Raw genomic sequence first — 25,845 nt, forward strand, 5'->3', positions numbered from 1 at the left:
CGTGTGGGGTGCGTCGTCAGCCCCGAGGCGTGAGGGCCGCATCGAAGAACGCCAACTCCAGCCGCATCGCCCGCCGGTAGGCCACCCGCTGGGCGGGGACGTCGTCGGCGTGTTGATCGAGCAGTCGCTCCAGCAGTGCAGCCACCTCCTCGAAGCCCGGATCCGCATAGGTCTGCACCCACTGGGCGTACGGTCCGGCGGTGTCGGCGTCCAATGTGGTCCCGACGTGCGCATAGAGCCGCATGCACGGTGTCATCGCCGCACACACCACCCCGAGACCCCCGGTTGCGGCGGTCGCCAACAGGAACTCCGTGTAGGCCAGCGTCGCCGCGGCAGGCTCGACGCCAGCCATGTCGATACCCCACGAGGCCGCATAGGACGCGTGCAATCCGAGTTCCTCACGCACCCCGGCGAGCAGATCGGCGAACGCCATCAGGGTGGCCGTGTCCGAGCTGCGGGCCAACGCCAAACCGTAGGCACGGGCGAACGATTCGAGGAAAAACGCATCCTGTGCGATATAGCCGGCGAAGAGATCGCGGTCCAGCGAGCCGTCTCCAATACCTCGCACGAACGGGTTGGCCAGCACCTCGGCCACCACGTCAGCGTTCTCCGCCCATAATTGGGTCGCCAGCGTCATGCCGCCTCACTAGCCACATCGAAATCGAGTATCTGACGGACTCTAGTCGTGGGGTTCGAACTGGTGTGAATTTGGCGGATTGGGCGGAGTCGGTTGGGGTGAACCGGCATACGGCCTATCGCTGGTTTCGTGAGGGGACGCTGCCGGTGCCCGCGGAGCGGGTAGGCCGGTTGATTCTGGTGCGTACGACACCGGTCGACGAGGACGCAGCGGGTGGCGTGGTGATTTATGCCCGGGTGTCGTCGCATGATCAGCGTGCCGATTTGGACCGGCAGGTGGGCCGGCTGACGAGGTGGGCGACCGGGCAGGATCTGACGGTTAGGCAGGTCGTTACCGAGGTTGGGCCGGGCATGAATGGCAAACGCCCGAAGTTGCGCCGCGTCTTGTCGGACCCTGATGCGAAAGTCATTGTCGTGGAGTATCGGAACCGGCTGGCGCGCTTGGGTGTGGAGCACCTGGAAGCGGTGTTGTCGGCGCAAGGCCGCCGGATCGTGGTGGCCGATCCGGGTGAAAGCAGCGACGATCTGGTGCGCGACATGATCGAGGTCCTCACCTCGATGTGTGCCCGACTGTACGGGCGGCGCGGCGCGCGAAACAGGGCGATGCGCGCGGTGACGGCCACCAAGGCCGAACCGGTGTCGGGCTGATGATCGTCGCGATGCGTACCCGCGCCCAGGCCGCGAAGGTGGCCGAGGCGACCGGTGGTGTGCAGTTGGCGGGCAAGGCGAAACCCGATGGCACACCGACAGTGTCGCGGCTGGTGCAGGTGGGATCTGATTTCGAGGCCCATCGGTCTGCGGTGGAGTCGGTATCGGTGCTGTTCGACCTGTTCGATGGGGACGCCGCCAGCTATGCCGCGACCGGATCACCGGGTAGGCACCTGTCGACGGGCTGGATGGTGACCGCGGCCAAGTTCGAGGTCGAATGGCCCGCTGATGAGGCCCGTGCCGGGTTGGTGCGTTCGCATTTCGGTGCCCGCCGCATAGCGTTCAACTGGGGCCTGGACCGGGTGAAAGCTGACCTGGACGCGAAGGCAGTTGATCCGGCACATGAGTCGGTGGGCTGGGATCTGGGATCGCTGCGCAAGGCGTGGAACCGCGCGAAGGATGAGGTGGCGCCATGGTGGGCGGACAACTCCAAGGAGTGCTACTCGGCGGGTTTGGCCGACCTGGCGCAGGCACTGAGCAATTGGAGCGCGAGTCGCAACGGCACCCGCAACGGCCGGCGGGTGGGTTTCCCACGGTTCCAATCCGCGCGCCGCGATCCGGGCCGGGTGCGGTTCAGCACCGGCGTTATGCGACTGGAGGATGACCGCCGCACGATCACGATGCCCGTCATCGGCGGGTTGCGCGCGAAAGAGAACACCCGACGGGTTCAACGCCGCGTCGCGTCGGGGCGGGCCCGGATCCTGAATATGACACTGTCGCAACGGTGGGGCCGGTTGTTCGTCTCGGTCGGCTACGCGCTACGCACCCCCGACACGGCGCGAACGCCGACCCGACCCAGCGTGCGCGCCGGCGTGGACCTGGGCGTGCGAACACTGGCCACGGTCGCCACCATCGACACAGCTACTGGTGCCCAAACGCTTGTCGAATACCAGAGTCCGGCCCCGCTGAAAGCCACCCTGGCAGCGAGGCGCCGGGCTGGTCGCCAACTTTCCCGCCGCATTGCCGGCTCCCACGGTCATCGGGCAGCGAAAGCCAAACTGGCCCGCTTGGACCGGCGGTGCGTGCATCTTCGGCGGGAAACTGCCCATCAACTCAGCACCGAGTTGGCGCTCACCTACGGGCAGGTCGTGATCGAAGATCTCGACGTGGCCGCGATGAAACGCAGCATGGGCAGACGCGCCTACCGGCGCGCCGTCTCCGATGCTGCGATGGGATTGGTCGCGCCGATGCTGGCGTATAAGACCACCCGATCCGGCAGCACCCTGATCGTGGCCGATCGCTGGTTTGCCTCCAGTCAAATCCACCACGGCTGCACCCAGCCTGATGGCACACCGTGCCGGTTGGTCGGTAAAGGGCGTATCGATAAGCACCTCAGGTGTCCCATCACAGGCGAGGTGATCGATCGGGACCGCAACGCTGCCAAAAATCTCCGTGACTGGCCGGATTCTGCCAGTTGTGGTCCAGTCGGGACCACGGCCCAATCGGTACCCGGGCCCACCACGGTGGGTACAGGCCATGGCGCGGACACCGGATCATCCGGTGCCCGCGGAGCATCCCTAAGACCCCGCCCACGCGGGGCCGGACGCAGCGAGGCCAAAACCCAAACCCCGCAAGGGGACGCCGCATGAGCGTGCAACTCAAACACACTCAACGGCAACGGTGCTTGGCAGTGGTTGGTCGAGGCGCGTGGGTCTCAGGCGGTGATGCGCATTTCGGCGCCCGGATGAGAGCTCAGTGTGATGACCACTGTCCCGCTGCCCGTCTCGAACATGGTGTTGGCGTAGCCGATGAACCCGTAATGGCCGTCGATCGTCGATACTGCGGTGATGTCGTCACTTCCTGAAGCGCCGGTGTCGAGATTCGCCCAAGCGGCGGTCACGGTGAGCGCACAGGAACCGTCGTAGATGCCGGCGTCGTAGTGGATGGCAACCCGGACACCATCCTCGACACGATCGCCGATCTGCACCGGCGCGACCTGGGCCTCGGCGCTGACGGTGCCGGCACACGTCGGGGAAGCCACAACTGGAACTCGGTCGAGTTGAGCGAAGCCCTCCGCGTTCGCTGTCGCCGCCCACAACCAGGGCGCCGTCAGCGCGACGGCGAGCGCGCCGGCAGCACGAAACAGAGGCATACCCCTGTAATCGGCGGACACGAGGAGGGTGTTAGCGCATGCCTCGGATCCCGGCGACGATGATTCTGCCGGCAGCCGCGGGTCTATCTGTTGACCGCGACCACCGACGTATCAGGAGTCTTCCCATGGGCCTCATCTACCTAGAGCTGTTCGCAACGCTCGATCTCGTCGGTCAGGCACCCGGCGGCCCCGAGGAAGACCCCGTGGCGTTTCCGTTCGGCGGATGGCAGGCGCCGCTGATGAACGAGGTCACCGGGGCCCAGATTGCTGCTGCGTATGAGGGCACAGACGCGCTGCTGGTCGGCCGACGCACGTACGACATCTTCGCCGCCCACTGGCCGTACCAGGAGGGTGAGATCGCCTCGCTGTTCAACCGCGTACCGAAGTACGTCGCCTCCCGCGGCAAGCCCGACCTCTCGTGGGCTGGCTCCACGCAGCTGGGCCTCGACCTGGGTGACGCCGTGCGTGAGGTCCGCGATCGGCACGAGAACGTGAAGGTCGTCGGCAGCCTGGACCTGGTGCAGACCCTGTTGCGTGAGAAGCTCTTCGACCGTCTCGATCTCTGGGTGCACCCGATCATGCTCGGCGTGGGGAAGAAGGTTTTCGACGGCGGCACTGTGCCCACGAACATGACGCTCCTCGAACCGCCGGCAGTCAGTCCCAAGGGGACCGTTTACTTGCGCTACGGCCTCGCCGATGGCATCCCGGCGACAGGGGACATGAGTGCGTCGGAGGCGGGCGATTCCAGGAACGAATGATGCGACCCCGGCTCTGAACCGTCGAACATGCCATCACCAGGCACAGCGCATGACAGGCTGGGGAGGTCTGAGACGAAAGGCCCCGGATGTTCGATCCGAAGACGGTCGTTGGCGAGATGACGCTTGCGGAAAAGGCCGCCCTTGTCACCGGCGCGGACATGTGGTCGACGGTTGGGGTCGATCGGTTGAATGTGCCCTCGCTGACCTTGACCGACGGACCGCACGGGGTGCGGCGGATGGCCGAAGGTGCTGCGCCGCACGACTTCTACGAGTGCGAGCCCGCGACGGCGTTCCCGACGGCAGCGGCGACCGGATCGTCGTGGGATCCGCAGCTGCTCGAGGAGATCGGCGCCGCACTCGGCGCGGAGAGCCGCGCGCTGGGAGTCGACGTCCTTCTCGGCCCGGGCGTGAACATCAAGCGGAGCCCGTTGTGCGGACGTAACTTCGAGTACTTCTCCGAAGACCCGGTGTTGTCTGGGCACCTGGGTGCGGCGTGGGTGCGGGGTCTTCAACGCTACGGTGTCGGCGCGTCGGTCAAGCACTTCGCGGCCAACAATCAAGAGACACATCGCATGCGGGTCAGCGCAGAGGTCGATGAACGGACACTTCGCGAAATCTACCTGCCGGCGTTCGCACACATCGTCCGGGAAGCGGACCCGGCCACGGTGATGGCGGCCTACAACGCCGTCAACGGTGTTCCGGCGGCACAGAACCCATGGCTGCTCACCGAGATTCTTCGCGACGATTGGCAGTTCGGCGGTGCCGTCGTGTCCGACTGGGGCGCGGTCGTCGATCCTGTTGCATCCCTGCGGGCCGGGCTTGATCTCGTGATGCCGGGGACCGGCGGCGGTGCGGCGACGACCGTACTGCAGGCCGTCGCCAGCGGAACTCTCGAGGAGTCGGTTGTCGACCGAGCCGCCGAGCGGATCCTGGCGGTCGCAGCGCGTCTGCACAACAACCGCGACACGGACGTCGAGGTGGTCGACGGCGATCGTCATCATCGACTGGCGCGCCGGGCTGCTGCCGAGTCGGCCGTTCTCCTCACCAATGACGGTTTCCTTCCGCTTGATTCGGGCCCTGGGGGGCCGGTGGCGGTCATCGGGGAGTTCGCCCGGTCCCCGCGCTACCAAGGCGGCGGAAGCTCGCACGTGCGGCCAACCCGTCTCGAATCAGCACTGACCGAATTGACGGCAATCGTCGACGGTCGGCGCGAGATCCGATTCGCGGCCGGGTTCACCCTCGACGACGAAAGCTCCGAACCGCTGCTCGCCGATGCCGTGGCGACGGCACGGGGTGCTGAGGTTGTGTTGATGTTCCTCGGCCTACCCGAGGCCGCCGAGTCGGAGGGCTTCGACCGCACGACGCTCGACCTGCCCGTCGATCAACTCCGACTGCTGGGCGCGGTGGCCGCCGTGAATTCCAACGTCGCGGTGGTCTTGAGCAACGGCGGTGTCGTGTTGACCGCCGGCGTCGAGCAGCACGCCCGTGCCGTCCTGGAGATGTGGTTGCCGGGACAAGCAGGCGGAGGTGCGACCGCCGAAATCCTGTTCGGGTTGGCGGAACCGGGCGGGCGGCTCGCCGAGACGATTCCCTTGGTATTGACCGACACCCCGGCCTACTGCAACTTCCCGGGCACCGCGCAGCGGGTGCTTTACGGCGAGCGGCACTACGTCGGCTATCGCTGGTTCGACACGACACATCGCGCGGTCGCCCACCCGTTCGGACACGGCCTGTCTTACACCACTTTCGATTACGGCGACCTTCGCGTCGACGTGCCGGATCCCGAGCGTAACGAGGCGACGGTGGCGTTCACGGTCACCAACACCGGAGGCCGGGCCGGAAGCGATGTCGCCCAGGTGTATGTCAGCGATCTGGCCGCGTCGGTCGACCGGCCGCAGCGTGAACTCAAGGCATTCGGCAAGGTGCATCTAGAGCCTGGGCAAAGTCGGCATATCGAAATCCGGTTGTCCGAACGTGATTTCGCTTTTTGGGACGAACAGCGCGCGGCCTGGACCGTCGAGCCCGGGACCTTTCGTATTGTGATCGGCGCGTCCTCACGCGACCTGCGTCTGGCGGCCGACATCGATCTCGTTGTGCCCGCTCCCGCCCTGCCCCTGACAATTGACTCGTCGGTCGGAGAGTGGATGGCCAGGCCGGCCGGACGCGAGTTGTTGCTGTGCTTGATGGCGGAAAGCAACAACGATCACGCGTCAGCCCTGCAGCAGCACCCGGAGATGCTGCCGATGGTGGCCTCGATGCCGCTGAGCCGCGTCCTGGCCCTCACCGGGCAAACGCTCTCGTCGGCCGCCACCGCGGCGCTACTCGACGCGGTGAACACAGACGTTGGGGCCTAACAGTTCTGGCGCCCAAGAAAGCAGTATCCCCATGATTCTTCTCATGCTCGCAAGCGATCCGCCCGCCTTCTTCGGCGGACTCCATCCGCTTGTGGAGCACGCGCACCACATCAATGAGATCATCGCTGGCAATTCGGTAGTACAGCGTCTGCGAACCGACCGCATACCGGCGGTAGCCCGCGCGTACCTCATCGGACGGCGCCCGATCAGCGGATTGTCCACAATTCGTTCGATCGCCCGCTGGATCTCGCGCAGGTACCTCTCGGCCTGATCGTCGCTCCAACGCTCTCGGGTGTAGTCCCAAATGTCATTCACGTCCACCTCCGGGATTGGCTCAGCCTTCCAGGACGGAGACGACTTTCTTCGCCGTTGCCTTGGCCGACCCGGGATTCTGGCCCGTCACCAGGCGTCCATCGGCGACGGTGTACGAGGCGAAGGGAAGCAGGCCCTTCTCATACTGTGCGCCGCGCTTCTTGACTTCTTCCTCGGCGTTGTAGGGCACCAGCTTGTCGACGCGGGCCAGGACCTCCTCCAACCAAGCGAAACCGGTCAGCTTGCGGCCAGCGACCAGCAGCGATCCGTCCGACAATCGGGTGTTGAGCAGACCGCAGTAGCCATGACACACCGAGGACACAACTCCGCCGCGCTCGAAGATTTCCCGTGTAATGCGTTGCAAGCCCTCACTATCGGGGAAATCAAACATCACCGCATGACCGCCGGTGAAATAGATCGCGTCGAAGTCCGCCGAGTCGATCTCATCGGGTGCGGCGGTGTCGGCCAGCAGCGCCATCTTCGCTTCGTCGGCATTCCAAGCCTTCGCAGTCTTGTCGTAGTTCGGAAACTTCAATGACCGCGGCTCCAACGGTGACAAGCCTCCCTTCGGGCTGACGATCGACTGCTCGTATCCCGCTTCGGCGAAGACGTGGTAGGCGTGCGTCAACTCCGAGAGCCACAGTCCAGTCGCCTCGGAGGGGTCCTCATAGTGCGCGACGTTGGTGACAACGTTCAAGATGCGCTTGGTCATCCTCTAAGGATCGCGCTGATCGCTGATCGACGCCAGTGTCTTCAGTCGCGGTCGTAGTGACACACGGCTTCCAACATGATCCCGAACGGATCGAGCCAGAACGTGGCGTAATACGGCGGCGGGTACTCCGGAAAGAACCGCGGTCGATGGATCACGTTGCCGCTCCGTGACAGCACGTGGCGATGTACCCGCTCCACATCGCTCCGCGTCTTCACCATGAACGCCAAGTGCTGCAGGCCGATCGTGTCGCGCGAGTACGGCGTCGGCTCTGCAGCCGGGTACAAGAACAGGTACGTCCCTGGCTTTCCGCCTGCGGGCTTATAGGCGCACTGATCACTGGCGGCGAGGAACACCTCGAAACCCAGCAACGGCAGCAGCTCGTTGTAATATGCCTGCGCGCGTGCGAGATCCGGAACATTCAGCCCAATATGCCCGAGCACGCCACGTATCCTGCCACAGCAAGCGCCAACACAAAGGTGCCCGAAGATCGCCAAACCGGGGCCAGCTTCGGCGCCGATGACTGAATCAGGCCTCGTGTCCCGGCGTCAGGCCCCGGACGTCGGCGAAGGTGATCCAGTCCTCGAGAGCATCTGGTGATTCGCCGGCCACGGGCTCGAGCAAGTGACCAACGTGATCGCCGAGATCGAAGCGACGACGTATCGCCCCGATGAACCATGCGTCGGCGTCGTCGAGAACCGGTAGCCCTTCGGGCCCGCTGTGCCATGCACAGCGATCGAATTTGTTGATCTGATCGCCGGTCTCGCTGCCGAACAACTCCGCCAACGATAGGTGCCGGCGAGCCACCACGTGGACGGCCAAGTGGGTCGCGTTCTGCGCCACTCGAAATGTGTGGTTCTTCTTGGATAGGCCGATCATGAAGCGGGCTGGGTTGATGCTGGTTTGACTGGCAAATCCGACCAGACATCCCGCTGAATCATTACCGCCACGCGTGGTGACCAAGAACATCGGGTAGTCCAACCGCCCGACTACTGCCTCGAACGCGCCGCTACCCGATTCCGACATCGCCTGCAGTATGTCTGTCCCCATATGGGTTCGGGCGCAAATCGGGCGAGCGGCGAGTCACGCAGTTTTTCGCGTCCCTGAGTGATGAAGAGCGGGCGCAGAGAAAGCAACTAGCTGGACTGCCTGCTCCGGTCGATCGCAAGCCAGAATTCATCAACAATTCGGGGTGGATCCTCTTTGGATCGCCCATGCTCTTGGCCGTCTGCGTTGAGTAGGTGAGCGTACGGGTCACCGTCCCAACGTGTTCGGGGATCGGATAGTAGGTCTTGATGAGCAGGTCGCCGGACTGATCCCAGGCGAAGGTCTCGATACTGTACGCAGATTGGACGTCGGGCTCGGTGCCGAAGAAGTTCTCACATGCCCAAGCCATTTCGTCCCCGTTGACCTGGACCGTGATCATCTCGATTCTGAGGATTGCCTGGAACATGTCGAATGCATCTGACGTGGCGGCCGCGAAGCCGTGCTTCTCCTCAGTGCCGACCGGATCGAACATTCGCACGTCACCTGGGAGATGGTGCGCCGTGAGGCGACCCACTCGTCTTTCTTGCCGGCGTTCCACAGCTCAGCATGTTTCGCGGCGTGCGCCTATCTCGCGCGCCGACTCGAAACGTTGCTCATCGTCTACTCCATCAATGTTGGTGATACCGCGTCACCATAAAATGACGGATGTAATCTTTTGTCATGCCCGTTCGGAATGCTTCGCCGACGACGCACCACGTGGTGATCGCGGTATCCGGCCGGCGGATCGAGCGCGCGGCTCTCGGCTTCCGATTCTCCGAGTTCGAACTCGACGATGTCGGTCTACGCGTCCTCCTGCCCATCACCCTGCTGTCGACCGATCTTCCATGACCACAGAGACGAGTGTTGAAATGGCCGAATTACAAGGAAAAGTCGCGATTGTCACGGGCACGAGCCGCGGTGTCGGCGTGGGGATCGCGCATGAGCTCCTTCGCGCCGGAGCAACGGTCATCGGATGCTCGCGTGCACCACTGGACGCATTGCCCGGCACCGAGACCAACCCCGGTTGGTCCGGCCGGTCCGCTCAAATGGTGTGCGATCAAGGCGATTACCGGGCCATCGACGCCTTTGTCACACAGGTCGTCGACAACTACGGGCGCGTAGACATCCTCGTCAACAACGCCGGCGGCACTGTCCCTTCCCCGTCGGTAGATGCCGTCCCTAGCTTGGTCTCGCGCATCCAGGGCGCACCGGCGAGTGACGACGACTACGAACGCAGCGTGCTGTTTCATGCCTTCGCCGTGCAGATGAACCTGATCAGTCCGATGTGGTTCGCGATCCGCGCGTACCGGCAGATGAAAACCCAAGACGGCACGGGCTGCATCATCAACATCTCCAGCGGAGCGAGCCATCCCGCCGGCTCCCCCACTCTGGTGTCTTACGGCGCGGCCAAGGCGGGCCTCAACCACATGACACGATCGCTGGCCCAGGAATGGGGCCCCACCGTACGGGTGAACTGTGTGGCGCTCGGACCCACCATCACCGAGAACTTCCAGTCATTCGTCCTGCCCAAGGATGATCCGGACGGCGCCAAATACTTCGAGCCCATTCCCCTCAAACGCGGAGGCGAGCCCGCAGAAGTGGGACGCACATGCGTGTTCCTCGCCTCCGGGGCGGCGGACTACATCAACGGCACCACCATCGAAATCGACGGCGGGATGCTCCCCGGGGTCCTGTACGACGCCGGCCTCAAGACCATCACCGACCTACTGTGAAGGAAACACCGTGAGCCGTCGCGTCATTCAATTCTCCACCGGTAACGTTGGTGTCCACGCACTGCGCACCATCATCGGGCGTCCAGACCTCGAACTCGTCGGTGTGCACGCCGCTTCGCCGGACAAGATCGGCCGAGATGCCGCAGACCTCTGCGGCCTGCCCAGCCCGACCGGAGTCGTCGCGACGTCGGACATCGAAGAACTCGTTGCGCTGCAATCCGACTGCGTGGTCTACACCTCGCAGGCCGAGACACGCCCGCATGAGGCAATGGCGGACTTGACCCGCTTCCTGAGCACCGGGACCAACGTGGTCGGGACGTCCTTTGTCTGGTTGGTCGCACCCGACTTCACCGACGCATGGTTGCGCGAACCACTGCAGCGGGCATGCGAAGAGGGCGACTCGACGCTGTACGTCAACGGCATCGATCCGGGCTTTTCCGGCGACACGCTCGTGTACGCAGCACTGACCCTCGCCGGCCGGGCCACCGCCATCACCGTCCAGGAAATCTGCGAATACGGCAGTTACGACGACGCCGAATTCACCGGTGTCAGCTTTGGTTTCGGCACCGATCCCGAGCACGAGCCCATCCTCTTCGCGCCGGGAGTGCTCGCGTCGATGTGGGGAGCGCAGGTGCGCAGCCTGGCCCGCGACATCGGCGTGACGCTCGACGAGGTGCGCGAGCGGCACGAGAAGTGGGTGACGCCGGAACCGATCTCCACGACCATGATGGACGTCTCCCCCGGCCAGGTAGCCGCAGTTCGATTCGGTGTGGAAGGCATCCGCGACGGCGAGGTCATCATCACGATGGAGCACATCAACAGACTCACCCCCGCCGACGCACCGGACTGGGCCTACCCGCCGGACGGCAGACCGGGCGTGCACCGCGTCACCGTCGCCGGCGATCCCGGCATCCGAATCGACACCCATGTCGGTGGATCCGGCGTCGACCACAACATCGGGGGTGTAGTCGCCACCGCGGCGCGGGCCGTGAACGCCGTCGAGGCAGTGTGTCGGGCGCCCGCCGGCATCCTCGCCGCACACGACCTACGACCCCTCGACCATCTACGCGGCACCATGTGGTGACATGGGTCGCATAGCAGGGCCGCCAGGGCCCCGGCGGCCGCCGAGCGGTAACCAGGAACGCGCCGAACGCAGCCGCCGAGCCGTCATCGACGAAACCGTGCGCTACATCCTCGACGAAGGTTTCGTAGCTCCCAGCGTGCGACGTATCACCGAACGCGCCGGTCTCACTTGGGGAGTGGTGCAGTACCACTTCGGAGACCTCGGCGGCCTCCTGATGGCCGTGGTCGACCAGGGACTCGCCGAACTCACCGAAGCGCTCGAAGGTCTGCGCGAGCAGACCGCGAGCCTGGCCATCGATCGCCGAACCCAGGTCGTCGTCGACGCGATGTGGCAGGCGTTCTCCAGCCCGACATCAATGGCCGCGCTCGAAATCCTCATCTCCACCCGCGCAGCGCGCGGCAGTAAGGTCAACGCTCAATTGTCGGACACCATGCGCCAATTCACCGAACTCGGCAGGCATCTAGGCGAAGACCTGGACGCACCGCAGGCCATGGAGATCGGCAACCTCATCTGGGCGACGCTGCGGGGAATCGTGCTCGCGCAAATGGTGTCACCACAACCGATCGACACCAGCAGAGACCGCAAGGCGCTCATTGATGTGCTGAACACCTACATCCGAGCACAGGGCCGCGGCGTCGGCAGTTGAGTTCTGCGGTACGCAGGCGTGTCTACGCGCGCGGTTTCCTGGATGTCGAGATCGGCGCTGATGAGGCCGTCGGCCTGGTCCGCGGCGAAGCGTTTGGCCGAGATCATCACTCTCGCACGGCTTCGCGACACGGCACTCGCCCGGCGTGGCTACACCCTTAACAGGAGTCTCATTGTTAACATCCTGCCGTGGAAGGCCCGCCGGAGACATCGAGCCTTCGGCGACCCGTTTCCCGGCGCGACGCATTGCGCTACGCCGCCACTGCGTCGGCGCTGGCCGGGTTGGGTGCGGCATCGGCGAGTGCCGGCAGTCCCACCGCAGCAGCCGCCGCTCCAACTCTCATCGACTACGCCATGCGCCAGATTCCCGCCCAAGCCATCCGAGCCGCCGGCCACTCCGGGGTGATCAACTACGTATCGACCTCGCGGCCCGGCTCGTCCTTCGGCGCCAAGCCGATCACTCTTCCCTACGCCAAATCCCTGACCGCCGCCGGTTTGGTCATCGTCAGCAATTACCAATACGGAAAGCCGGGGGGAACAGCACCGTCGGACTTCACGCGGGGGTACGCCGGCGGCGTCGCCGACGCGCGCACCGCCTGGAGTCTGCACACCGCGGCCGGTGGTGGTCGGAGTGCACCGATTTTCTTCAGCGTCGACGACGATATCGACCGCACTACGTGGAACGACGTTGCGCTGCAGTGGTTTCGGGGAATCAACTCGGTGCTCGGCGTGCAGCGCACCGGTATTTACGGAGGGATCAATCCCTGCCAGTGGGCCGCGGCCGATGGTGTCATCGGGCGGTCACAATCGCCCGGCCACGTCTGGGCGTGGCAGACCCGGTCCTGGTCTCGCGGTCAGATCTACCCCGCGGCGGTTCTGTACCAGCGCATCATCGACACCGCGTCGAATCCGGGACCGATCGTCGGCGGCATCCGCGTCGACGTCAACGACGTCCTGGCCAGCGATTGCGGCCAGTGGAATCTACATCCGTAGGGCCAGGGCGGCGGCAATGGCGCGGCACAGCGTCGTCGAAGCAACAGGGTCCCGGGGCGTCTCGGTTAGCGGCGTGGTGTCGTGGTGATGTGCACGTGGTCGTAGTGCCCGTAACCCGACCCTGCCGGACCGCTGGGCGTGTAGTACGTCCCGCGCCAAATCACATCCTGTAGCCCGAATTGGGCCGCATTGGCCATCGCGAACGCGAGAATCTGGTCTCCGAGCGCGATGCCCTCGGGGCTGTCAGGGTTGGGAATCATGATGTCGATCGCCAGGCCGTTCGGGTGCCACGGCTTCGAGTCCGGCCGGACACCGTCGATGTCGGCAATCTGGGGGAACCGTTGGCTGACGGCGCGGGCAGCCAGGATGGTGTTGGGCTGTAGCCCGGCCTCATGCGCGACTCCGACGGGCAACGCCTCCGGGATGCCCACGGCAGCGGCGGGTGGAGGTTGGCCGGGCATCGCGTTGAGTAGGGGGCCGGCCGGAGCGGGCGCAGCCTGCGGTGGCGGCGGTGCGTTGTCGACCGCCGCCTGCTGAGCGGGTGTCAACGCCGCGTACTGAGCCTCCGCGGCGGCAATCTGACGCAGCAGCTCGTTCAGTTTCGACTGCAGGTCTGCGCGCACGGCGGCAGACCGCTCGGCCGCTGCGCGGGCGTCAGCTGCCGATGTCTCTGAGGCCTTCGCGGCGGCGGCCGCGCGCTCGCGGGCTACTCGAAAGGCCTTCAACTGATCGGCGGTTACAGCGGCTACCGCCTGCTGGAGAGACAGCTGGTCGATCAGCTGTTGCGGGGAGCTTGCGGTCAGCAACGCCGCCCCCTGGCCGGTGCGTCCACTCACGTACGTCATCGCCGCCACCCGGTTGGCCGCGGCTTGGCGGGGAGCGAGCTGGGCGTTCGCGGCGTCGAGAGCTGCCAGGTCTGCGCGGTGCCGGTCTTCGGCCGCGGTCTGGGCGGCCAGTTTTGCGTTGGCGTCACGCTGCGCGACGGTGACGGCTTCGCGACTCTGCAGCGCCTGCCGGGACAACTGGTCGAGCCTGGCCAGTGCGTCGGCAGCGGGATCCGCGTTGACGTCGGCCACCAGCGAGGTAGCCAGCATCAGGACCGCGGCGGCAAACCCGCCCACTGTTCGCCGAAGAGAGTGGCGCAATGCGATCCGTCGGATTGTCGCGATCCTTCGCTGCAGGGATAAATCTTGGTCAGCCGCACATGTGACTCGGAAAGGTTACGAACTAGCGTCGCCGATGTCTACTCGTCCTTTGTCTCGGTAGTCGGGGGTTTTCGGCAGACGAGCCGGTGTCGGCGATCCGCTTGCATGCCACATACCGACTCGATCGAGTGCGCCCCGGCTACAACCGTCACTTTCTTCGTCACGTGGGTACCCGAATCGTGCGGGGCGGTGCCCGGAAGAGGAGTGCAGGCCGCGCTGGCCGCGAATTGAATGGCAGGAGAATGCGATGGCAGCGAACGTCACCCACAAGTTGATCGAGCCCCACCTGGTGTCCGGTGACATGACACCGGGCGAGGAGATCGCCATCCGCATCGACCAGACGCTGACGCAGGACGCCACGGGCACATTGGTGATGCAGGAACTGGAGGCGCTGCACCTGGACCGCGCACGGACCGAGGTCAGTGTGCAGTACGTCGACCACAACCTGTTGCAGACGGACGAGAAGAACGCCGAGGATCACGAGTATCTGCGCACCGCGGCAGAGCATTTCGGCCTGTGGTTCTCCAAACCGGGCAACGGGGTGTCACACCCGACGCACATGCAGCGCTTCGGCGCACCCGGCAAGACCATGGTCGGCTCGGACTCGCACACTCCGGCCGCGGGCTCACTCGGCATGCTCGCGATCGGGGTCGGCGGGCTCGAGGTCGCGATCGCAATTGCGGGCAAGCCGCTGCACATACGGATGCCAGAGGTATGGGGTGTCCACCTGGAAGGTGCACTGCCGCCATGGTGCTCAGCCAAGGACATCATTCTGGAGATGCTGCGCCGCCACGACGTCAAGGGCGGCGTGAATCGCATCATCGAGTATCACGGACCCGGACTGGCCTGCCTTACAGCGATGGACCGCCACGTCATCGCGAACATGGGCGCCGAACTAGGTGCCACTTCCACGGTATTCCCGAGCGACGACGCGGTGCGGGACTTTCTGCGCGCCGAGGGACGCGGGGACGACTGGTGCGAACTGGTGCCCGACGATGGAGCGGGGTACGACATCGAGGAGACCATCGATCTGTCGGAGATCGAACCGTTGATTGCCAAGCCGTCGTCGCCGGGCAACGTGGTGCCGGTGCGCGAGGTCGCCGGCGAACCAATCGCACAGGTCGTGATCGGATCCAGCGCCAACCCGGGGCTGCGCGACTTCGCGATCGCCGCAGCGATCGTCGAGGGACGCCAGACGTCTCCGCACGTGAGCTTCGATGTCAACCCGACGTCGCGCGAGATTTTCACGGACCTGACGAGGATGGGCGCGACGACGTCGCTGATCATTGGCGGCGCCCGGATCCACCAGGCCGGCTGCATGGGCTGCATCGGCATGGGCCAGGCGCCCGCGACGGGACAGAATTCGTTGCGGACGATGCCGCGCAACTTCCCCGGGCGGTCGGGGACCAAGGAGGACAAGGTCTGGCTGTGCTCGCCCGAGACAGCCGCGGTCTCGGCGCTGACCGGTGTGATCACCGATCCACGTCAGTGGGCGACGGACAATGGCGTCGACTACCCGGCCCTGAACCTGCCAGAGCGGCACAGTGTGAACATCGACATGCTGGTGCCTCCCCTCGAACCCGACGAGGCGCGACGGATCACTCCGGTCAAGGGCCCCAACATCTCCCGTTTACCCGATCCCGAACCACTGCTCGATGCATTCGAGGCGCCCGTGCTGCTCAAAGTCGGCGACAACGTGTCCACGGACGAGATCTCACCGGCAGGCGCGCGCGCTCTACCCTATCGGTCGAACATCCCCAAGCTGGCTCAGTTCAGTTTCACCCAGATCGACGAGTCGTACCCCGAGCGTGCCCTGCAAGCGCGCGAAACCGGGCACATCGTGGTCGGCGGCGAGAACTACGGCCAAGGGTCGTCCCGCGAGCATGCGGCAATCGCGTTGCGCCACCTCGGGCTGCGCGTGGTCGTCGCGAAGTCGTTCGCCCGGATCCATTGGCAGAACCTCGCCAACTTCGGGGTACTCGCATTGGAATTCATCGACGACAGCGACTACGACGACGTGGATCAAGCTGACACGCTGGCCTTGAGCAACCTCCACGACGCCCTGGACACCACGGAGCCGATCACCATTGAGAACACGACGAAGAAGACGTCGTTCCAAGTGCGGCACCGACTGTCGCCACGGCAGGCCGAATACGTGCTGGCGGGCGGGCTCATTGCCCAGTTGACACGCGAGGACGCAAATGGGGCTGCTCCGGCCGACGCACCGCCGGCCTGAGAGCACCTGCCCAGACTGAAGGCAATCACCGTCGAACCATGTCTCATCCGCTACCGGTCGGACAGACCGCCGGCCAAAGCCAACAGCTGCGGCGGCCAATACGCACGGTCGCTGGCCGCGCGCTGTCCCGACCACACCTCCCACATCGCTCTGGCCGGCGCCGTCGCAGATACCGTACGCTTCGCAACCTGTTTCGAGTGTGGACGCATCGACTTTGCTGATTGTGTTTATTGCGCGTAGGAGGGGGCATGCGTTCACCATGAGCCACGCCCCAAGCTCCTCGTCGGACGATGGCTACTTGCAACAACACCTGACGGAACGCCTGAAGTGCTTGAGGCCAAGTTCCCGAGACAACCGGTGCCCGGTCGCACCGGCCGTTAGCTGACCCTGCTTCCAGAAGCCAACCATGCAGGCCGAGAACTCGGAGCACACGCGTTGAACGTCCAAAAAGGTTTCCTTCTATTAGCCACTTGCCTAGCCGCGACACTCCTATTCGCGGCGAATGCACCGGCGGTGCCACGGCCGACGATCCCTGGAGCCGATGCCGCCATCGCCAAGGCCGAAAGCCTCCTCGGGACAGACCAATTCGGGCCGTACGGATGTGAGGCTCTGGTGGCCCACGCATTCGGTGTGCCGCAAGATCGATACGGTTGGGACGGCGCTTCTGAGACCATGTACCAATCGCTCCTCGAGCAAGGGGAGATCCACACTGACATGAACCCCCCGCGTGGGGCACTTGTCTTCAGCAGAGGGCCTTTCGGTCCCCATATCGACATCGCCCGCGGGGATGGAACCTACGTATCCGGCGGCGTTCAGGGGTTATCACCGGGATACGGCGACGGGAGCAACATCCAAATTCTGCCCAGCCCCAATGTGGCCCGCGACTGGACCTACCGAGGCTGGAGTCTGGGCTACCCGAAGTAGGTCCGGGTCGACATAACGTCAGCGACCTGGAGAGATTGGAGACAGTCCCGGGCCAGGAAGTGTCGATTGAAGACGGCGCCAACGCCGACGCCCCCGCTCTCTATTGCTTGGCCATGTTCGCGAAGCGACTCAAATGCAGTTGATGCGCAACGGTTATCGTCTTGGTCGGGCCGTTGCGGTGTTTCGCGAGGATCAGATCCGCCTCGCCGCCCCGCGGATCGTCACGTTCGAACGCATCCGGCCGGTGAAGAAGAATAACGACGTCGCTATCCTGTTCTATCGCACCGGATTCGCGTAGATCAGCTAACATTGGCTTCTTGTCGGTGCGCTGCTCTGGGCCACGGTTCAGCTGACTCATCGCAACCACGGGGACTTCGAGTTCCTTCGCCAAAAGCTTGAGCTGCCTTGAGAATTCGGACACCTCCTGCTGACGTGACTCCACCTTCTTACCAGAAGTCATCAGCTGCAAGTAGTCGATGACGATCAACCTTAGGTCTGCCTTCTGTTTGAGCCGGCGCGCCTTTGCGCGTATTTCCATCATCATCAGGTTCGGCGAATCGTCGATATACAAAGGCGCTTCGCTGATCTCGCTCATCCGGCGCGCGAGCCTGGTCCAGTCGTCATCGCTCATCCTGCCCGCGCGCATGTCGGCGAGCTTGATCTTCGCCTCGGCCGACAGTAGGCGCATCACGATCTCGGACTTGCTCATCTCCAGGCTGAAAATGACGCTCGACATCCGGTGCTTGATCGAGCACGACCGTAAAAAATCCAATCCCAGAGTCGATTTGCCCATACCAGGCCTCGCCGCGATGACGATCATCTGACCCGGATGCAGACCGTTGGTGACCTCATCGAGTTCGACGAATCCAGTCGGCACACCCCGGGCGAGTCCGCCCTGAGAGGCGATCGCGTCGATCTCGTCCATCGTCGGCTGCAGCAGCTGCTCCAGTGGCACGAAGTCCTCCGAGGTGCGGCCTTCGGTCACGTCGTAGATCTCGGCCTGTGCGCGGTCGACGATCTCGGTGACGTCGGCGCCCTCCGCGCCGGCATACCCGTACTGCACCACCCGGGTGCCCGCCTCCACCAGCCGGCGCAGCAACGCCTTCTCCGCCACGATGCCTGCGTAGAAGCCGGCATTCGCGGCCGTCGGAACCGTCGAGATCAACGTGTGCAAGTACGGCGCCCCACCAATGCGGCGCAGCAGCCCACGCCGGTCCAACTCTGCGGCCACCGTCACCGCGTCGGCCGGTTCGCCGCGGCCGTACAGGTCGAGGATCGCGTCGTAGACGTTCTGGTGCGCGGGACGGTAGAAGTCACCCGGACGCAACTTCTCGAGCACGTCGGCGATGGCGTCCTTGCTCAGCAGCATCCCGCCGAGAACCGCCTGCTCGGCCGCCTGATCTTGCGGGGGTTGGCGCCCGAAGTCCTCACTGGGCGGCGCGGTGTCCATGCCGGGGTGGCCTGCGCTATGGCCCAGGTCGTCCACGACAGCCACGAAGCGTCTCACCCCCTATATTCACTATCGAACGTACATTCGATACCCGCTCATCGCGACTGTAAGCCAGACCGCCGACAATCCGCTTCCGCGGCCTCGGATCTGTCCCGCCGACGGCTTACGCTAGACGTTGCTGGCGGGGGCGCAACCCGCCCTTGTTCATAGACCTGTGGATGGCGTGTGGATAGTGCTGGACAGCCATGTTGAGCCCTTGGGGAGAACCTGTTAATCAACCACTTCGCTCACTGCGTCTGTGCAGATAGCCGCACCATAAACCGCTTGGGATGCTGTGGATGAGAATTGCTTCGGCGTGTCGGCCGGGGTTGCCAAGTCGGGCGTGTTGTATTACGGCCCGGGGCCAGCCAGGTGAACAGCAGGTTAGCTTCGCTGGGACCGAACCCGCCCGGAGAGTTCGCCAGCGCGCACAGCAACGGCCGGGTGAAGATCGATCATGGCTTCACCCGGCCGTATCTGACGCTGTTACTACTTTCCGGCGACGACTTCCAGCGGTACCGAGGCGGCGATCTCGGGATGCAGCCGCACCGCGACCGGATGGGTTCCCGTCGTCTTGATGTGCGCCTTGGGCAACTGGACGGTGCGCTTGTCGAGATTCGGACCGCCGGCGTTCTTGATCGCCGCGACCACGTCGGCCGTCGTCACCGAGCCGAACAGCTTGCCGCTGTCGGCAGCCGCCTTGACGGGCAGCTGCACCGGACCCAGGTTCTCGATCGCGGTCTTCAGCTCGACGGCATGCTCGCGGCCCTGGACGGCCTTCTGCTCGCGCGCCCGGCGGATCTCCTCGGCCTGGCGCTCCGAACCGCGCGACGCCATGACGGCCAGTCCGCGCGGCACCAGATAGTTGCGGCCGTAGCCGTCCTTGACCTCGACGATGTCGCCCTGCACACCCAGGTGCTCGACGTCGGCGGTGAGAATCAGTTTCATCGTCTGTTCCTCCCTATCGCGTCGACGAGCTGAACGGCAGCAGCGCAACCTCGCGCGCGTTCTTCACGGCGATCGCGATGTCACGCTGGTGCTGCACGCAGTTGCCGGTGACGCGGCGGGCGCGAATCTTGCCACGCTCGCTGATGTAGGTGCGCAGCAGCGCGGTGTCCTTGTAATCGATGGGCTGCCCCTTCTTGGAGCAGAACACGCACTTGCGGGTCTTGACCGGCTTCTCGGGAGCCGGCCGACGCTTGGCGGCCTTGGCCATGTGTCTATCTCTTTCTTACTTCTTCAATCGGATCAGTTGTGGGTCAGAAGGGTGGCTCGTCGTCGGCTCCGGAGAACGAGCCCGACGCCGGGGCGCTGCCCCACGGGTCGTCCTTCGGCTGCTCGGCGGGACGCGAAGCGCCACCGCCACCGCCACCGAATCCGCCGCCGCCACCGCCGCTGCGGCTGGCCTTGTTCACCTTCGCGGTGGCGTACCGCAGCGACGGGCCGATCTCGTCGACTTCGAGCTCGACCACGGTGCGCTTCTCGCCCTCGCGGGTTTCGAACGAGCGCTGCTTGAGCCGGCCCTGCACGATCACCCGCGAACCACGGGTCAGGCTCTCGGCCACGTTCTCGGCGGCCTCGCGCCAGATGTTGCAGCGCAGGAACAGCGCTTCGCCGTCCTTCCACTCCCCGCTCTGGCGGTCGTAGATGCGCGGTGTCGACGCCACGGTGAAATTGGCGACTGCCGCACCCGATGGCGTGAAACGCAGTTCCGGATCGGCGGTCAGGTTTCCGACGACGGTGATGATGGTGTCACCAGCCACGATGTCCTCCTGGGTTGGCGGTGTAGCTCAGGCGAGCGGTCGCAGGCGAGCCTACGGAAGCACTCCGACGCGTACAGCCTGTTCTTCGGGACTAGTGCTTGTCTGTCCGCATGACCTTGGTCCGCAGCACGGACTCGTTCAAGTTGAGCTGACGGTCCAGCTCGGTCACTGTCGCGGGCTCGGCCTTGACGTCGACGACGGCGTAGATGCCCTCGGCGTGCTTGGCGATCTCGTACGCCAGCCGCCGGCGGCCCCAGATGTCGACCTTGTCGACGCTGCCGCCGTCCTTGCGGATGACGTTGAGGAATGTTTCCAGCGACGGCGCCACGGTGCGCTCGTCAAGGGTGGGGTCGAGGATGACCATGATTTCGTATGGACGCATGAAGACCTCATCACCTCCTACGGTCTTGTCGGCCACGGTCGATCCGTGGCAGGAGGGTCGCCTGCGTCGGCAACCGGCCCAGGCTACAGGAAACCGCGCTGATCTGCGAAATCGCGCTGTTCGGCGGCAACCCCTCTACCTCGAAACTGCAGCCAGATCGTGTTCTTCGGCGGATTCGCGATCTGTGCGCAGTCTCGACGCATCCGGCCGCAGCCAGTCGGGCAACCAGCGCGGCGGCGCGTCCGGCGCCTGATCGAACACTCCACCCGCCGGGTCGTCGACCGTCCCGCGCATTCTCACCAGGTCCTGTTCCGGACGGTAGATCTGGCGGATCACCAACGCGCACAGCCCAATCACAGCGATGTCGCGCAGCAGCACGGTGATCGTGAACGGCTGCTCCGGCAGGCCCCGGTTCGCCTCCCCGTAGAGGTAAAGCATCCGCGGCACCCACACCAGCGCGTCGATCGTCATCCACGCCAACAAGAGTCGACGGTGCGGCAGCGCCAGCACCGCCAACGGCACCAGCCACAGCGAGAACTGGGGACTCCACACCTTGTTGGTCAACAGGAACGCCGCGACAACCAGGAACGCCACCTGTGCCACGCGGGGCCGCCGCTTGGCGGTCAACGCGATGTAAGCGATTGCGATGCAACACGATACGAACAGGATCGCGGACACCGTGTTGGTCACCGTCGGCGGCTGCCAGAAGCCGAGATCGGGATCGAAACCGCGCCAGCCGGTGAACGACTTGATGACGTTGTAGATCGAGTCCATGTCGTCGCCGCGACGGGTGTTGAGCCGGAAGAACTCCGACCATCCCCTCGGGAACAACACCATGATCGGCAGGTTCACCACCAGCCAGGCCAGCACGGCGCCCGCGGCGGTCTTGCCGACCTCCCGCAGCTTGCCGGTGCGCACCGCCAACACCGCCAGCGGCGCCAACAGCAGCAGCGGATACAGCTTGGCCGCCACCCCGAGCCCGATCAGCGCGCCGGCCAGCACCGGTTTTCGCCGGGCCCAGGCGAGTAGCGCCCCGGTCGCGAAAGCTACTGCCAGCGCGTCGAAATTCGTGAAGATCTGGAAGATCACCAACGGTGACGCCGCCACCAACGCGGCGTCCCAGACCCTTCGCGGCCCGGCCAACCGCGACGTCGCCCACACCGTGATCAGCCACGCCAACGCCAGCCCGAACGCCGCGATGTTGAAGAACATCACCACCTCGGCAATGACCGGCACCGCCGACAGCTTCGTCAGCGCGGTGTAGGTCTTGGCCAGCGACATCGACAGGTACTGGTACATCCCCGTCAGCACCGGATACTCCATATACCGCACCGCAATGTTGCCGTCGTACTGGATTCGCGGCGCTCCAGTGGCGTCCTTCTCCACCCAACTCGACTTGTACGGGAACTTGCCGAGATTGAGCAGTTCGGCGGTGTAGAGCGGAACCGTGTCGGAGTAGCACAGCTGGTAGTACGCCCGCTGGTTGTCCCAGTTGCCCACCCGTTGATCGGCGGTGCCGGTGCCGGTGGTCTGCAGGCATGCGGCCTTCGTCGCGTACCCGAGCGCCAGGAACACCAGCGCGATGACCAGCATCACCCGCAGCGGGGTGAGGAACCGCTGCCGACCGATCAGCGCGTGCCTGCCGACCGGCCCGCCGATCACCTCGGACAGCGCGGAGCCGATCGCGTCGGTGCGGCTCGGCAGGTCGCGGTCGTCGAGGCTCCTGAGGTCGCGCGCCGGTGTGCCGGGCGACACCGTCGACGGTTCGCCTGTTTCCTCGCCCCCCACCTCGGTCACGGAGGCGGCAGGGGGGCGCCTGGCGCTACGGGTGCTCCGACCGGTCCCGGTGGCGGCACCCCCGGCGGCGCAGGCACGGGCGCGCCGACCGGTCCGGGCGCGGGCGCGGGCGGTGGCGGCGGGCCGACGGGCACCGTCGTCGGCGGGCCCCACGGAATGGTGATGCCCGGCGCGACTTCGATGGTCGGCTGGATGACGGTCTGCGACGGTGTTGTCGGGGGCGTCGTCGGGGCGGCCGTCGTCGACGGCGGGGCCGGTGCCTGCGGAACCCCGGCGTAGCCGCCGATCTCCTCAGGCTCGGGGAACTCCTCGACGTCGGTGCCCTCCAGCGCGCCGTCCATCGTGGCTTTCCAGATGTCAGAGGGCAGACCGGAACCGTAGATCGGCGCACCCCACTTGTTCTCCAGCGGCTTGGTGCCCTCGGTGGTGCCCACCCACACGGCGGTCGACAGCGACGGGGTGTAGCCGACCATCCACGCGTCGCGGTTGGCGTCGGTGTCCCCGAGCTGGTTGGTGCCCGTCTTGGCCGCCGACGGCCGCCCGCCTGCAAGCGCATGACCGTTGGAGTAGGCGGCGATCGGCTGCATCGCGCTGGTGACGTTGTCGGCCACCTTCTTGTCGATGCGCTGCTCGCCCGAGTTGTCCTGCTGCGACGCGTCGAACAGCACCTCGCCCTCGGAGTTGACGACCTTCTGCACGAAGTGCGGTTTGTGGTACACGCCCGAGGCCGCCAGCGTCGCGTACGCCGACGCCATGTCGATCACCCGAGACTGGTACTGGCCCAACACGATTCCGTTGTTCGGCGGACCGCCTTTGCCGTCCTCGGACAGCGTGTGTTCCACCCCGGGGAAGCTCTCGGCGATGCCGGCCTGATGGGCGGCCTCGGCGACGTCTTCGGGCCCGTTCTTGAGCTTCAGCATGAGGCGGTAGTAGCTGGTGTTGAGCGAGCGCTTCAGCGCCTCGGCGATGTTGCAGGTGCCGCAGCCGCCGCCCTCGACGTTGGTGATCTTGATTCCGTTGACCTCCAACGGCGAACTGTCGACCTGGGTGCCCAGCCCCATGCCCTGCTGCAGCGCGGCGACCAACGCGAACACCTTGAACGCCGATCCGGTCGGCAGGCCGGCCTGGGCGAAGTCGAAGCCGTTGGCGTCCGTGCCGCCGTAGTAGGCCTTCACCCCGCCGGTGCGCGGATCGATCGACACGATCGCGGTGCGCATGTCGGGATCCTGGCCGTCGAGGTACTCCGTCGCCGCCTCTACCGCGGAGGCCTGCGCGTCCGGGTCGATCGTCGTGGTGATCTGCAGGCCCTCGGTGTTCAGCGTCTGCTCGTTGATGTCGAACAGCTCGAGTAGTTCCTTCTGCACCTGCCGCTCGATCAGGCCGTTGGGCCCGGTGGTCTGGTTCTGCGAGCGCGCCAGGTCGGGCGGCACGGTCGGCGGGAACACCTGCGCGGCGCGCTCCTGCGGAGAGAGCGCACCAATTTCGACCATGCCGTCGAGCACCCAGTTCCAGCGCGTGGTGGCGCCCTCGAGGTTGACCGCGGGGTCGAGTCCGGACGGCCGCTGGATCAGCGCGGCCAGAAGGGCGCCTTCGGCGACGTTGAGTTGTTCGACCGGCTTGTCGAAGTACGCCTTCGACGCTGCGGCGATGCCGTAGGAGCCGCGGCCGAAGTAGATGATGTTCAAATACGACTGCAGCACCTGGTCTTTGGACCATTCGCCGGACATCTTCGTCGAGATGACCAACTCCTTGGCCTTGCGGATGAGCCCGCCGATACCCGAGCGCTCCGAACCGACGAGCGCGTTCTTGACGTACTGCTGGGTGATCGTCGACCCGCCCTGCAAGTCTTCACCGGCGAGGTTGTTCTTGATCGCGCGAGCAAAACCGGTGAACGAGAACCCCGGGTTCGAGTAGAAGTTGCGGTCTTCGGCAGCCATCACCGCGTTGCGCACCTGCACCGGGATCTGGTCGATGTTGACGTCGACGCGGTTGCCTTCGGGCGGAACGATTTTCGCCAACTCGCTGCCGTCGCTGGCCAGAATCGTCGACACCTGGTTGGTGCGGATGTCGCCGGGCTCGGGCACGTCGACGATCAGGTAGGCCATCGCGAACGTGATGAGCGGCAGCACGATGAACACGGCCGCGCCCGCGAGCAGCCCCCGGCGCACCCACTTCCAGTTGATCTGCTTGGGCATGTTGCGCCGCGGACCCGACGGACCCCCCGGCGGTCCCCCACCGCCGCGCGGTCTGCGCGGCGGCGGGGGCGGAGGCGGAGGCGGCGGTTTGGGCGCCGGCGTGCCGTCCAGCGCCGCCTTGACGACGTCGACCGGGTCGCGCAGGTGTGGTGGTCGCGCCTCGCGAACCGGTGGCAGCACCGCGGTGTGCCGATCGTCGGGCGGCGCCGACCGCCGCGGTCCCTTCGCCGGACCGCCAGCAGGGCGCTGCTGTGGAGGTGGCGCGTTCACACCATCAGCCCCGCGTCCGGAACGGACATCGTTGGCTGACCGGTCGTGGCGCCCTTCGCTATTCACTGGCCGTGCGCGCACGCTCGCGCGCGGTCCGAGTGCTGCGTGATCCCCGAGAACCTCCGGTTGGCGGGACCTCGCCCAGCACGTACGACTTGACCAGGTGATTCCAGCTGCAGGTGCGGCATACCTCCACCACGTGTACCGAGAACTCGTCGTATCGGGATGCCAGCAGGACCAACTCCTCGGCGGTTCGCGCGGAACCCGACACCGGGCCCAGATGGTCACCGAATACCCACGACACCAGGGTGAGCTGTTCCTTGCGGCAGATCGGACATGTCACCGAACTGGGCTTGCCGTGGAACTTGGCGGCGCGCAGCAAATAGGGATTGGCGTCGCAGACCTCTGAGACGCCGGTGCGCCCCGAATAGACCTCGGCCAGCAGGGACCGTCGCCGAAGCGCGTAGTCCACCACCTGTCGCTGCAATCGCACGAGGACCAGAGTACGTCGGCGATCGGACTGCCGGAGCGTGA

At 65.3% G+C, this 25,845-nt stretch carries 25 protein-coding genes and 1 pseudogene; 10 read left to right on the forward strand and 16 right to left on the reverse strand.

Annotated elements, in window-relative coordinates; all coding sequences use genetic code 11:
- Nucleotides 1-16: 16 nt before the first annotated feature.
- Nucleotides 17-637, reverse strand: coding sequence for a TenA family protein (locus G6N18_RS15730; protein WP_067214370.1), 621 nt, complete (start codon nucleotides 635-637; stop codon nucleotides 17-19).
- A gap of 65 nt (nucleotides 638-702) precedes the next feature.
- Between G6N18_RS15730 and G6N18_RS15735 the strand changes: the two genes are divergently transcribed.
- Nucleotides 703-1,284: an IS607 family transposase gene (locus G6N18_RS15735; protein ID WP_083000068.1), complete on the forward strand. Its 582-nt coding sequence runs from the start codon at nucleotides 703-705 to the stop codon at nucleotides 1,282-1,284.
- Complete coding sequence (gene tnpB, locus G6N18_RS15740) at nucleotides 1,284-2,933, forward strand: IS607 family element RNA-guided endonuclease TnpB (protein ID WP_083000069.1); 1,650 nt, start codon at nucleotides 1,284-1,286, stop codon at nucleotides 2,931-2,933. The genes G6N18_RS15735 and tnpB overlap by 1 nt, the downstream gene beginning before the upstream one ends.
- A 65-nt stretch (nucleotides 2,934-2,998) precedes the next feature.
- On the opposite strand, the gene G6N18_RS15745 is transcribed toward tnpB, so the two are convergent.
- Nucleotides 2,999-3,436 (reverse strand): hypothetical protein, encoded by a 438-nt coding sequence (locus tag G6N18_RS15745; protein WP_067226638.1) that lies wholly within the window; start codon nucleotides 3,434-3,436, stop codon nucleotides 2,999-3,001.
- A 125-nt stretch (nucleotides 3,437-3,561) separates the two neighbouring features.
- Here G6N18_RS15745 and G6N18_RS15750 point away from each other — a divergent pair, with 125 nt between their 5' ends.
- The gene (locus G6N18_RS15750; RefSeq protein WP_067226635.1) at nucleotides 3,562-4,194 is read left to right on the forward strand and encodes a dihydrofolate reductase family protein; all 633 of its coding nucleotides are present in this window, start codon (nucleotides 3,562-3,564) and stop codon (nucleotides 4,192-4,194) included.
- Nucleotides 4,195-4,310: 116 nt separating this feature from the next.
- Nucleotides 4,311-6,548: a beta-glucosidase family protein gene (locus G6N18_RS15755; RefSeq protein WP_234783761.1), complete on the forward strand. Its 2,238-nt coding sequence runs from the start codon at nucleotides 4,311-4,313 to the stop codon at nucleotides 6,546-6,548.
- Here the strand turns inward: G6N18_RS15755 and G6N18_RS24920 are convergent.
- From G6N18_RS24920 to G6N18_RS15780, 5 genes and pseudogenes are all read right to left on the reverse strand, one after another.
- Nucleotides 6,475-6,869, reverse strand: a pseudogene (locus G6N18_RS24920) (type II toxin-antitoxin system RelE/ParE family toxin). The gene G6N18_RS15755 and the pseudogene G6N18_RS24920 overlap by 74 nt on opposite strands.
- Nucleotides 6,870-6,882: 13 nt before the next feature.
- Complete coding sequence (locus G6N18_RS15765; RefSeq protein WP_067226625.1) at nucleotides 6,883-7,572, reverse strand: type 1 glutamine amidotransferase domain-containing protein; 690 nt, start codon at nucleotides 7,570-7,572, stop codon at nucleotides 6,883-6,885.
- Nucleotides 7,573-7,613: 41 nt separating this feature from the next.
- The gene (locus G6N18_RS15770) at nucleotides 7,614-8,012 is read right to left on the reverse strand and encodes a VOC family protein (RefSeq protein WP_067226622.1); all 399 of its coding nucleotides are present in this window, start codon (nucleotides 8,010-8,012) and stop codon (nucleotides 7,614-7,616) included.
- 85 nt (nucleotides 8,013-8,097) lie between these two features.
- Nucleotides 8,098-8,595, reverse strand: a complete 498-nt coding sequence (locus tag G6N18_RS15775) for a flavin reductase family protein (protein WP_067226619.1) — start codon at nucleotides 8,593-8,595, stop codon at nucleotides 8,098-8,100.
- Nucleotides 8,579-9,088, reverse strand: coding sequence for a hypothetical protein (locus tag G6N18_RS15780; protein ID WP_067226616.1), 510 nt, complete (start codon nucleotides 9,086-9,088; stop codon nucleotides 8,579-8,581). Before G6N18_RS15780 ends, G6N18_RS15775 begins: the two co-directional genes overlap by 17 nt.
- Before the next feature lie 188 nt (nucleotides 9,089-9,276).
- On the opposite strand from G6N18_RS15780, the gene G6N18_RS15785 reads away from it, so the two are divergent.
- From G6N18_RS15785 to G6N18_RS15805, 5 genes are all read left to right on the forward strand, one after another.
- Nucleotides 9,277-9,444: a hypothetical protein gene (locus G6N18_RS15785; protein ID WP_163689895.1), complete on the forward strand. Its 168-nt coding sequence runs from the start codon at nucleotides 9,277-9,279 to the stop codon at nucleotides 9,442-9,444.
- A gap of 20 nt (nucleotides 9,445-9,464) precedes the next feature.
- On the forward strand, nucleotides 9,465-10,328 hold the full coding sequence (locus G6N18_RS15790) for an SDR family NAD(P)-dependent oxidoreductase (protein WP_067226613.1): 864 nt from the start codon (nucleotides 9,465-9,467) through the stop codon (nucleotides 10,326-10,328).
- 10 nt (nucleotides 10,329-10,338) lie between these two features.
- Nucleotides 10,339-11,412: an NAD(P)H-dependent amine dehydrogenase family protein gene (locus G6N18_RS15795; protein WP_067226610.1), complete on the forward strand. Its 1,074-nt coding sequence runs from the start codon at nucleotides 10,339-10,341 to the stop codon at nucleotides 11,410-11,412.
- A 1-nt stretch (nucleotide 11,413) separates the two neighbouring features.
- Entirely contained in the window at nucleotides 11,414-12,058 is a 645-nt protein-coding gene (locus tag G6N18_RS15800) for a TetR/AcrR family transcriptional regulator (RefSeq protein ID WP_067226607.1), read from the forward strand.
- 188 nt (nucleotides 12,059-12,246) lie between these two features.
- On the forward strand, nucleotides 12,247-13,050 hold the full coding sequence (locus G6N18_RS15805) for a DUF1906 domain-containing protein (protein ID WP_067226603.1): 804 nt from the start codon (nucleotides 12,247-12,249) through the stop codon (nucleotides 13,048-13,050).
- A gap of 65 nt (nucleotides 13,051-13,115) precedes the next feature.
- Here G6N18_RS15805 and G6N18_RS15810 read toward each other — a convergent pair whose 3' ends face one another.
- The gene (locus tag G6N18_RS15810; RefSeq protein ID WP_067226641.1) at nucleotides 13,116-14,144 is read right to left on the reverse strand and encodes a VldE C-terminal domain-containing protein; all 1,029 of its coding nucleotides are present in this window, start codon (nucleotides 14,142-14,144) and stop codon (nucleotides 13,116-13,118) included.
- Between the two features lie 358 nt (nucleotides 14,145-14,502).
- Between G6N18_RS15810 and G6N18_RS15815 the strand changes: the two genes are divergently transcribed.
- Nucleotides 14,503-16,491: an aconitate hydratase gene (locus G6N18_RS15815; RefSeq protein WP_083000072.1), complete on the forward strand. Its 1,989-nt coding sequence runs from the start codon at nucleotides 14,503-14,505 to the stop codon at nucleotides 16,489-16,491.
- A 1,024-nt stretch (nucleotides 16,492-17,515) separates the two neighbouring features.
- On the opposite strand, the gene dnaB is transcribed toward G6N18_RS15815, so the two are convergent.
- From dnaB to G6N18_RS15855, 8 genes are all read right to left on the reverse strand, one after another.
- Nucleotides 17,516-18,910: a replicative DNA helicase gene (gene dnaB / locus G6N18_RS15820; RefSeq protein WP_067226593.1), complete on the reverse strand. Its 1,395-nt coding sequence runs from the start codon at nucleotides 18,908-18,910 to the stop codon at nucleotides 17,516-17,518.
- 483 nt (nucleotides 18,911-19,393) lie between these two features.
- Nucleotides 19,394-19,852 (reverse strand): 50S ribosomal protein L9, encoded by a 459-nt coding sequence (gene rplI / locus G6N18_RS15825; protein WP_067226589.1) that lies wholly within the window; start codon nucleotides 19,850-19,852, stop codon nucleotides 19,394-19,396.
- A 13-nt stretch (nucleotides 19,853-19,865) separates the two neighbouring features.
- Nucleotides 19,866-20,120, reverse strand: a complete 255-nt coding sequence (gene rpsR / locus G6N18_RS15830) for a 30S ribosomal protein S18 (RefSeq protein ID WP_083000074.1) — start codon at nucleotides 20,118-20,120, stop codon at nucleotides 19,866-19,868.
- Nucleotides 20,121-20,163: 43 nt separating this feature from the next.
- The gene (locus G6N18_RS15835; protein ID WP_067226584.1) at nucleotides 20,164-20,667 is read right to left on the reverse strand and encodes a single-stranded DNA-binding protein; all 504 of its coding nucleotides are present in this window, start codon (nucleotides 20,665-20,667) and stop codon (nucleotides 20,164-20,166) included.
- A 91-nt stretch (nucleotides 20,668-20,758) separates the two neighbouring features.
- The gene (gene rpsF / locus G6N18_RS15840) at nucleotides 20,759-21,049 is read right to left on the reverse strand and encodes a 30S ribosomal protein S6 (protein WP_014818429.1); all 291 of its coding nucleotides are present in this window, start codon (nucleotides 21,047-21,049) and stop codon (nucleotides 20,759-20,761) included.
- 135 nt (nucleotides 21,050-21,184) lie between these two features.
- Nucleotides 21,185-22,846, reverse strand: a complete 1,662-nt coding sequence (locus tag G6N18_RS15845; protein ID WP_407663525.1) for a glycosyltransferase family 87 protein — start codon at nucleotides 22,844-22,846, stop codon at nucleotides 21,185-21,187.
- Nucleotides 22,843-25,377 (reverse strand): transglycosylase domain-containing protein, encoded by a 2,535-nt coding sequence (locus tag G6N18_RS15850; protein WP_083000075.1) that lies wholly within the window; start codon nucleotides 25,375-25,377, stop codon nucleotides 22,843-22,845. The genes G6N18_RS15845 and G6N18_RS15850 overlap by 4 nt, the downstream gene beginning before the upstream one ends.
- Nucleotides 25,370-25,804 (reverse strand): DUF5318 domain-containing protein, encoded by a 435-nt coding sequence (locus G6N18_RS15855; protein ID WP_067225567.1) that lies wholly within the window; start codon nucleotides 25,802-25,804, stop codon nucleotides 25,370-25,372. The genes G6N18_RS15850 and G6N18_RS15855 overlap by 8 nt, the downstream gene beginning before the upstream one ends.
- Between the last annotated feature and the right edge of the window lie 41 nt (nucleotides 25,805-25,845).

It is taken from the genome of Mycolicibacterium celeriflavum, from assembly GCF_010731795.1.
GTDB classification, from domain to species: Bacteria; Actinomycetota; Actinomycetes; order Mycobacteriales; family Mycobacteriaceae; genus Mycobacterium; species Mycobacterium celeriflavum.

What these genes read in the sequence shown, in the direction of transcription:
- G6N18_RS15780 (WP_067226616.1), bottom strand. Translation starts at nt 9,088, where the DNA reads ATGTTCGATCCGGTCGGCACTGAGGAGAAGCACGGCTTCGCGGCCGCC.
- G6N18_RS15775 (WP_067226619.1), bottom strand. Translation starts at nt 8,595, where the DNA reads ATGTCGGAATCGGGTAGCGGCGCGTTCGAGGCAGTAGTCGGGCGGTTG.
- G6N18_RS15745 (WP_067226638.1), bottom strand. Translation starts at nt 3,436, where the DNA reads ATGCCTCTGTTTCGTGCTGCCGGCGCGCTCGCCGTCGCGCTGACGGCG.
- G6N18_RS15785 (WP_163689895.1), top strand. Translation starts at nt 9,277, where the DNA reads ATGCCCGTTCGGAATGCTTCGCCGACGACGCACCACGTGGTGATCGCG.
- G6N18_RS15730 (WP_067214370.1), bottom strand. Translation starts at nt 637, where the DNA reads ATGACGCTGGCGACCCAATTATGGGCGGAGAACGCTGACGTGGTGGCC.
- G6N18_RS15790 (WP_067226613.1), top strand. Translation starts at nt 9,465, where the DNA reads ATGGCCGAATTACAAGGAAAAGTCGCGATTGTCACGGGCACGAGCCGC.
- rplI (WP_067226589.1), bottom strand. Translation starts at nt 19,852, where the DNA reads ATGAAACTGATTCTCACCGCCGACGTCGAGCACCTGGGTGTGCAGGGC.
- G6N18_RS15810 (WP_067226641.1), bottom strand. Translation starts at nt 14,144, where the DNA reads ATGCTGGCTACCTCGCTGGTGGCCGACGTCAACGCGGATCCCGCTGCC.
- G6N18_RS15750 (WP_067226635.1), top strand. Translation starts at nt 3,562, where the DNA reads ATGGGCCTCATCTACCTAGAGCTGTTCGCAACGCTCGATCTCGTCGGT.
- rpsF (WP_014818429.1), bottom strand. Translation starts at nt 21,049, where the DNA reads ATGCGTCCATACGAAATCATGGTCATCCTCGACCCCACCCTTGACGAG.
- G6N18_RS15765 (WP_067226625.1), bottom strand. Translation starts at nt 7,572, where the DNA reads ATGACCAAGCGCATCTTGAACGTTGTCACCAACGTCGCGCACTATGAG.
- G6N18_RS15815 (WP_083000072.1), top strand. Translation starts at nt 14,503, where the DNA reads ATGGCAGCGAACGTCACCCACAAGTTGATCGAGCCCCACCTGGTGTCC.
- tnpB (WP_083000069.1), top strand. Translation starts at nt 1,284, where the DNA reads ATGATCGTCGCGATGCGTACCCGCGCCCAGGCCGCGAAGGTGGCCGAG.
- G6N18_RS15800 (WP_067226607.1), top strand. Translation starts at nt 11,414, where the DNA reads ATGGGTCGCATAGCAGGGCCGCCAGGGCCCCGGCGGCCGCCGAGCGGT.
- G6N18_RS15755 (WP_234783761.1), top strand. Translation starts at nt 4,311, where the DNA reads ATGACGCTTGCGGAAAAGGCCGCCCTTGTCACCGGCGCGGACATGTGG.
- rpsR (WP_083000074.1), bottom strand. Translation starts at nt 20,120, where the DNA reads ATGGCCAAGGCCGCCAAGCGTCGGCCGGCTCCCGAGAAGCCGGTCAAG.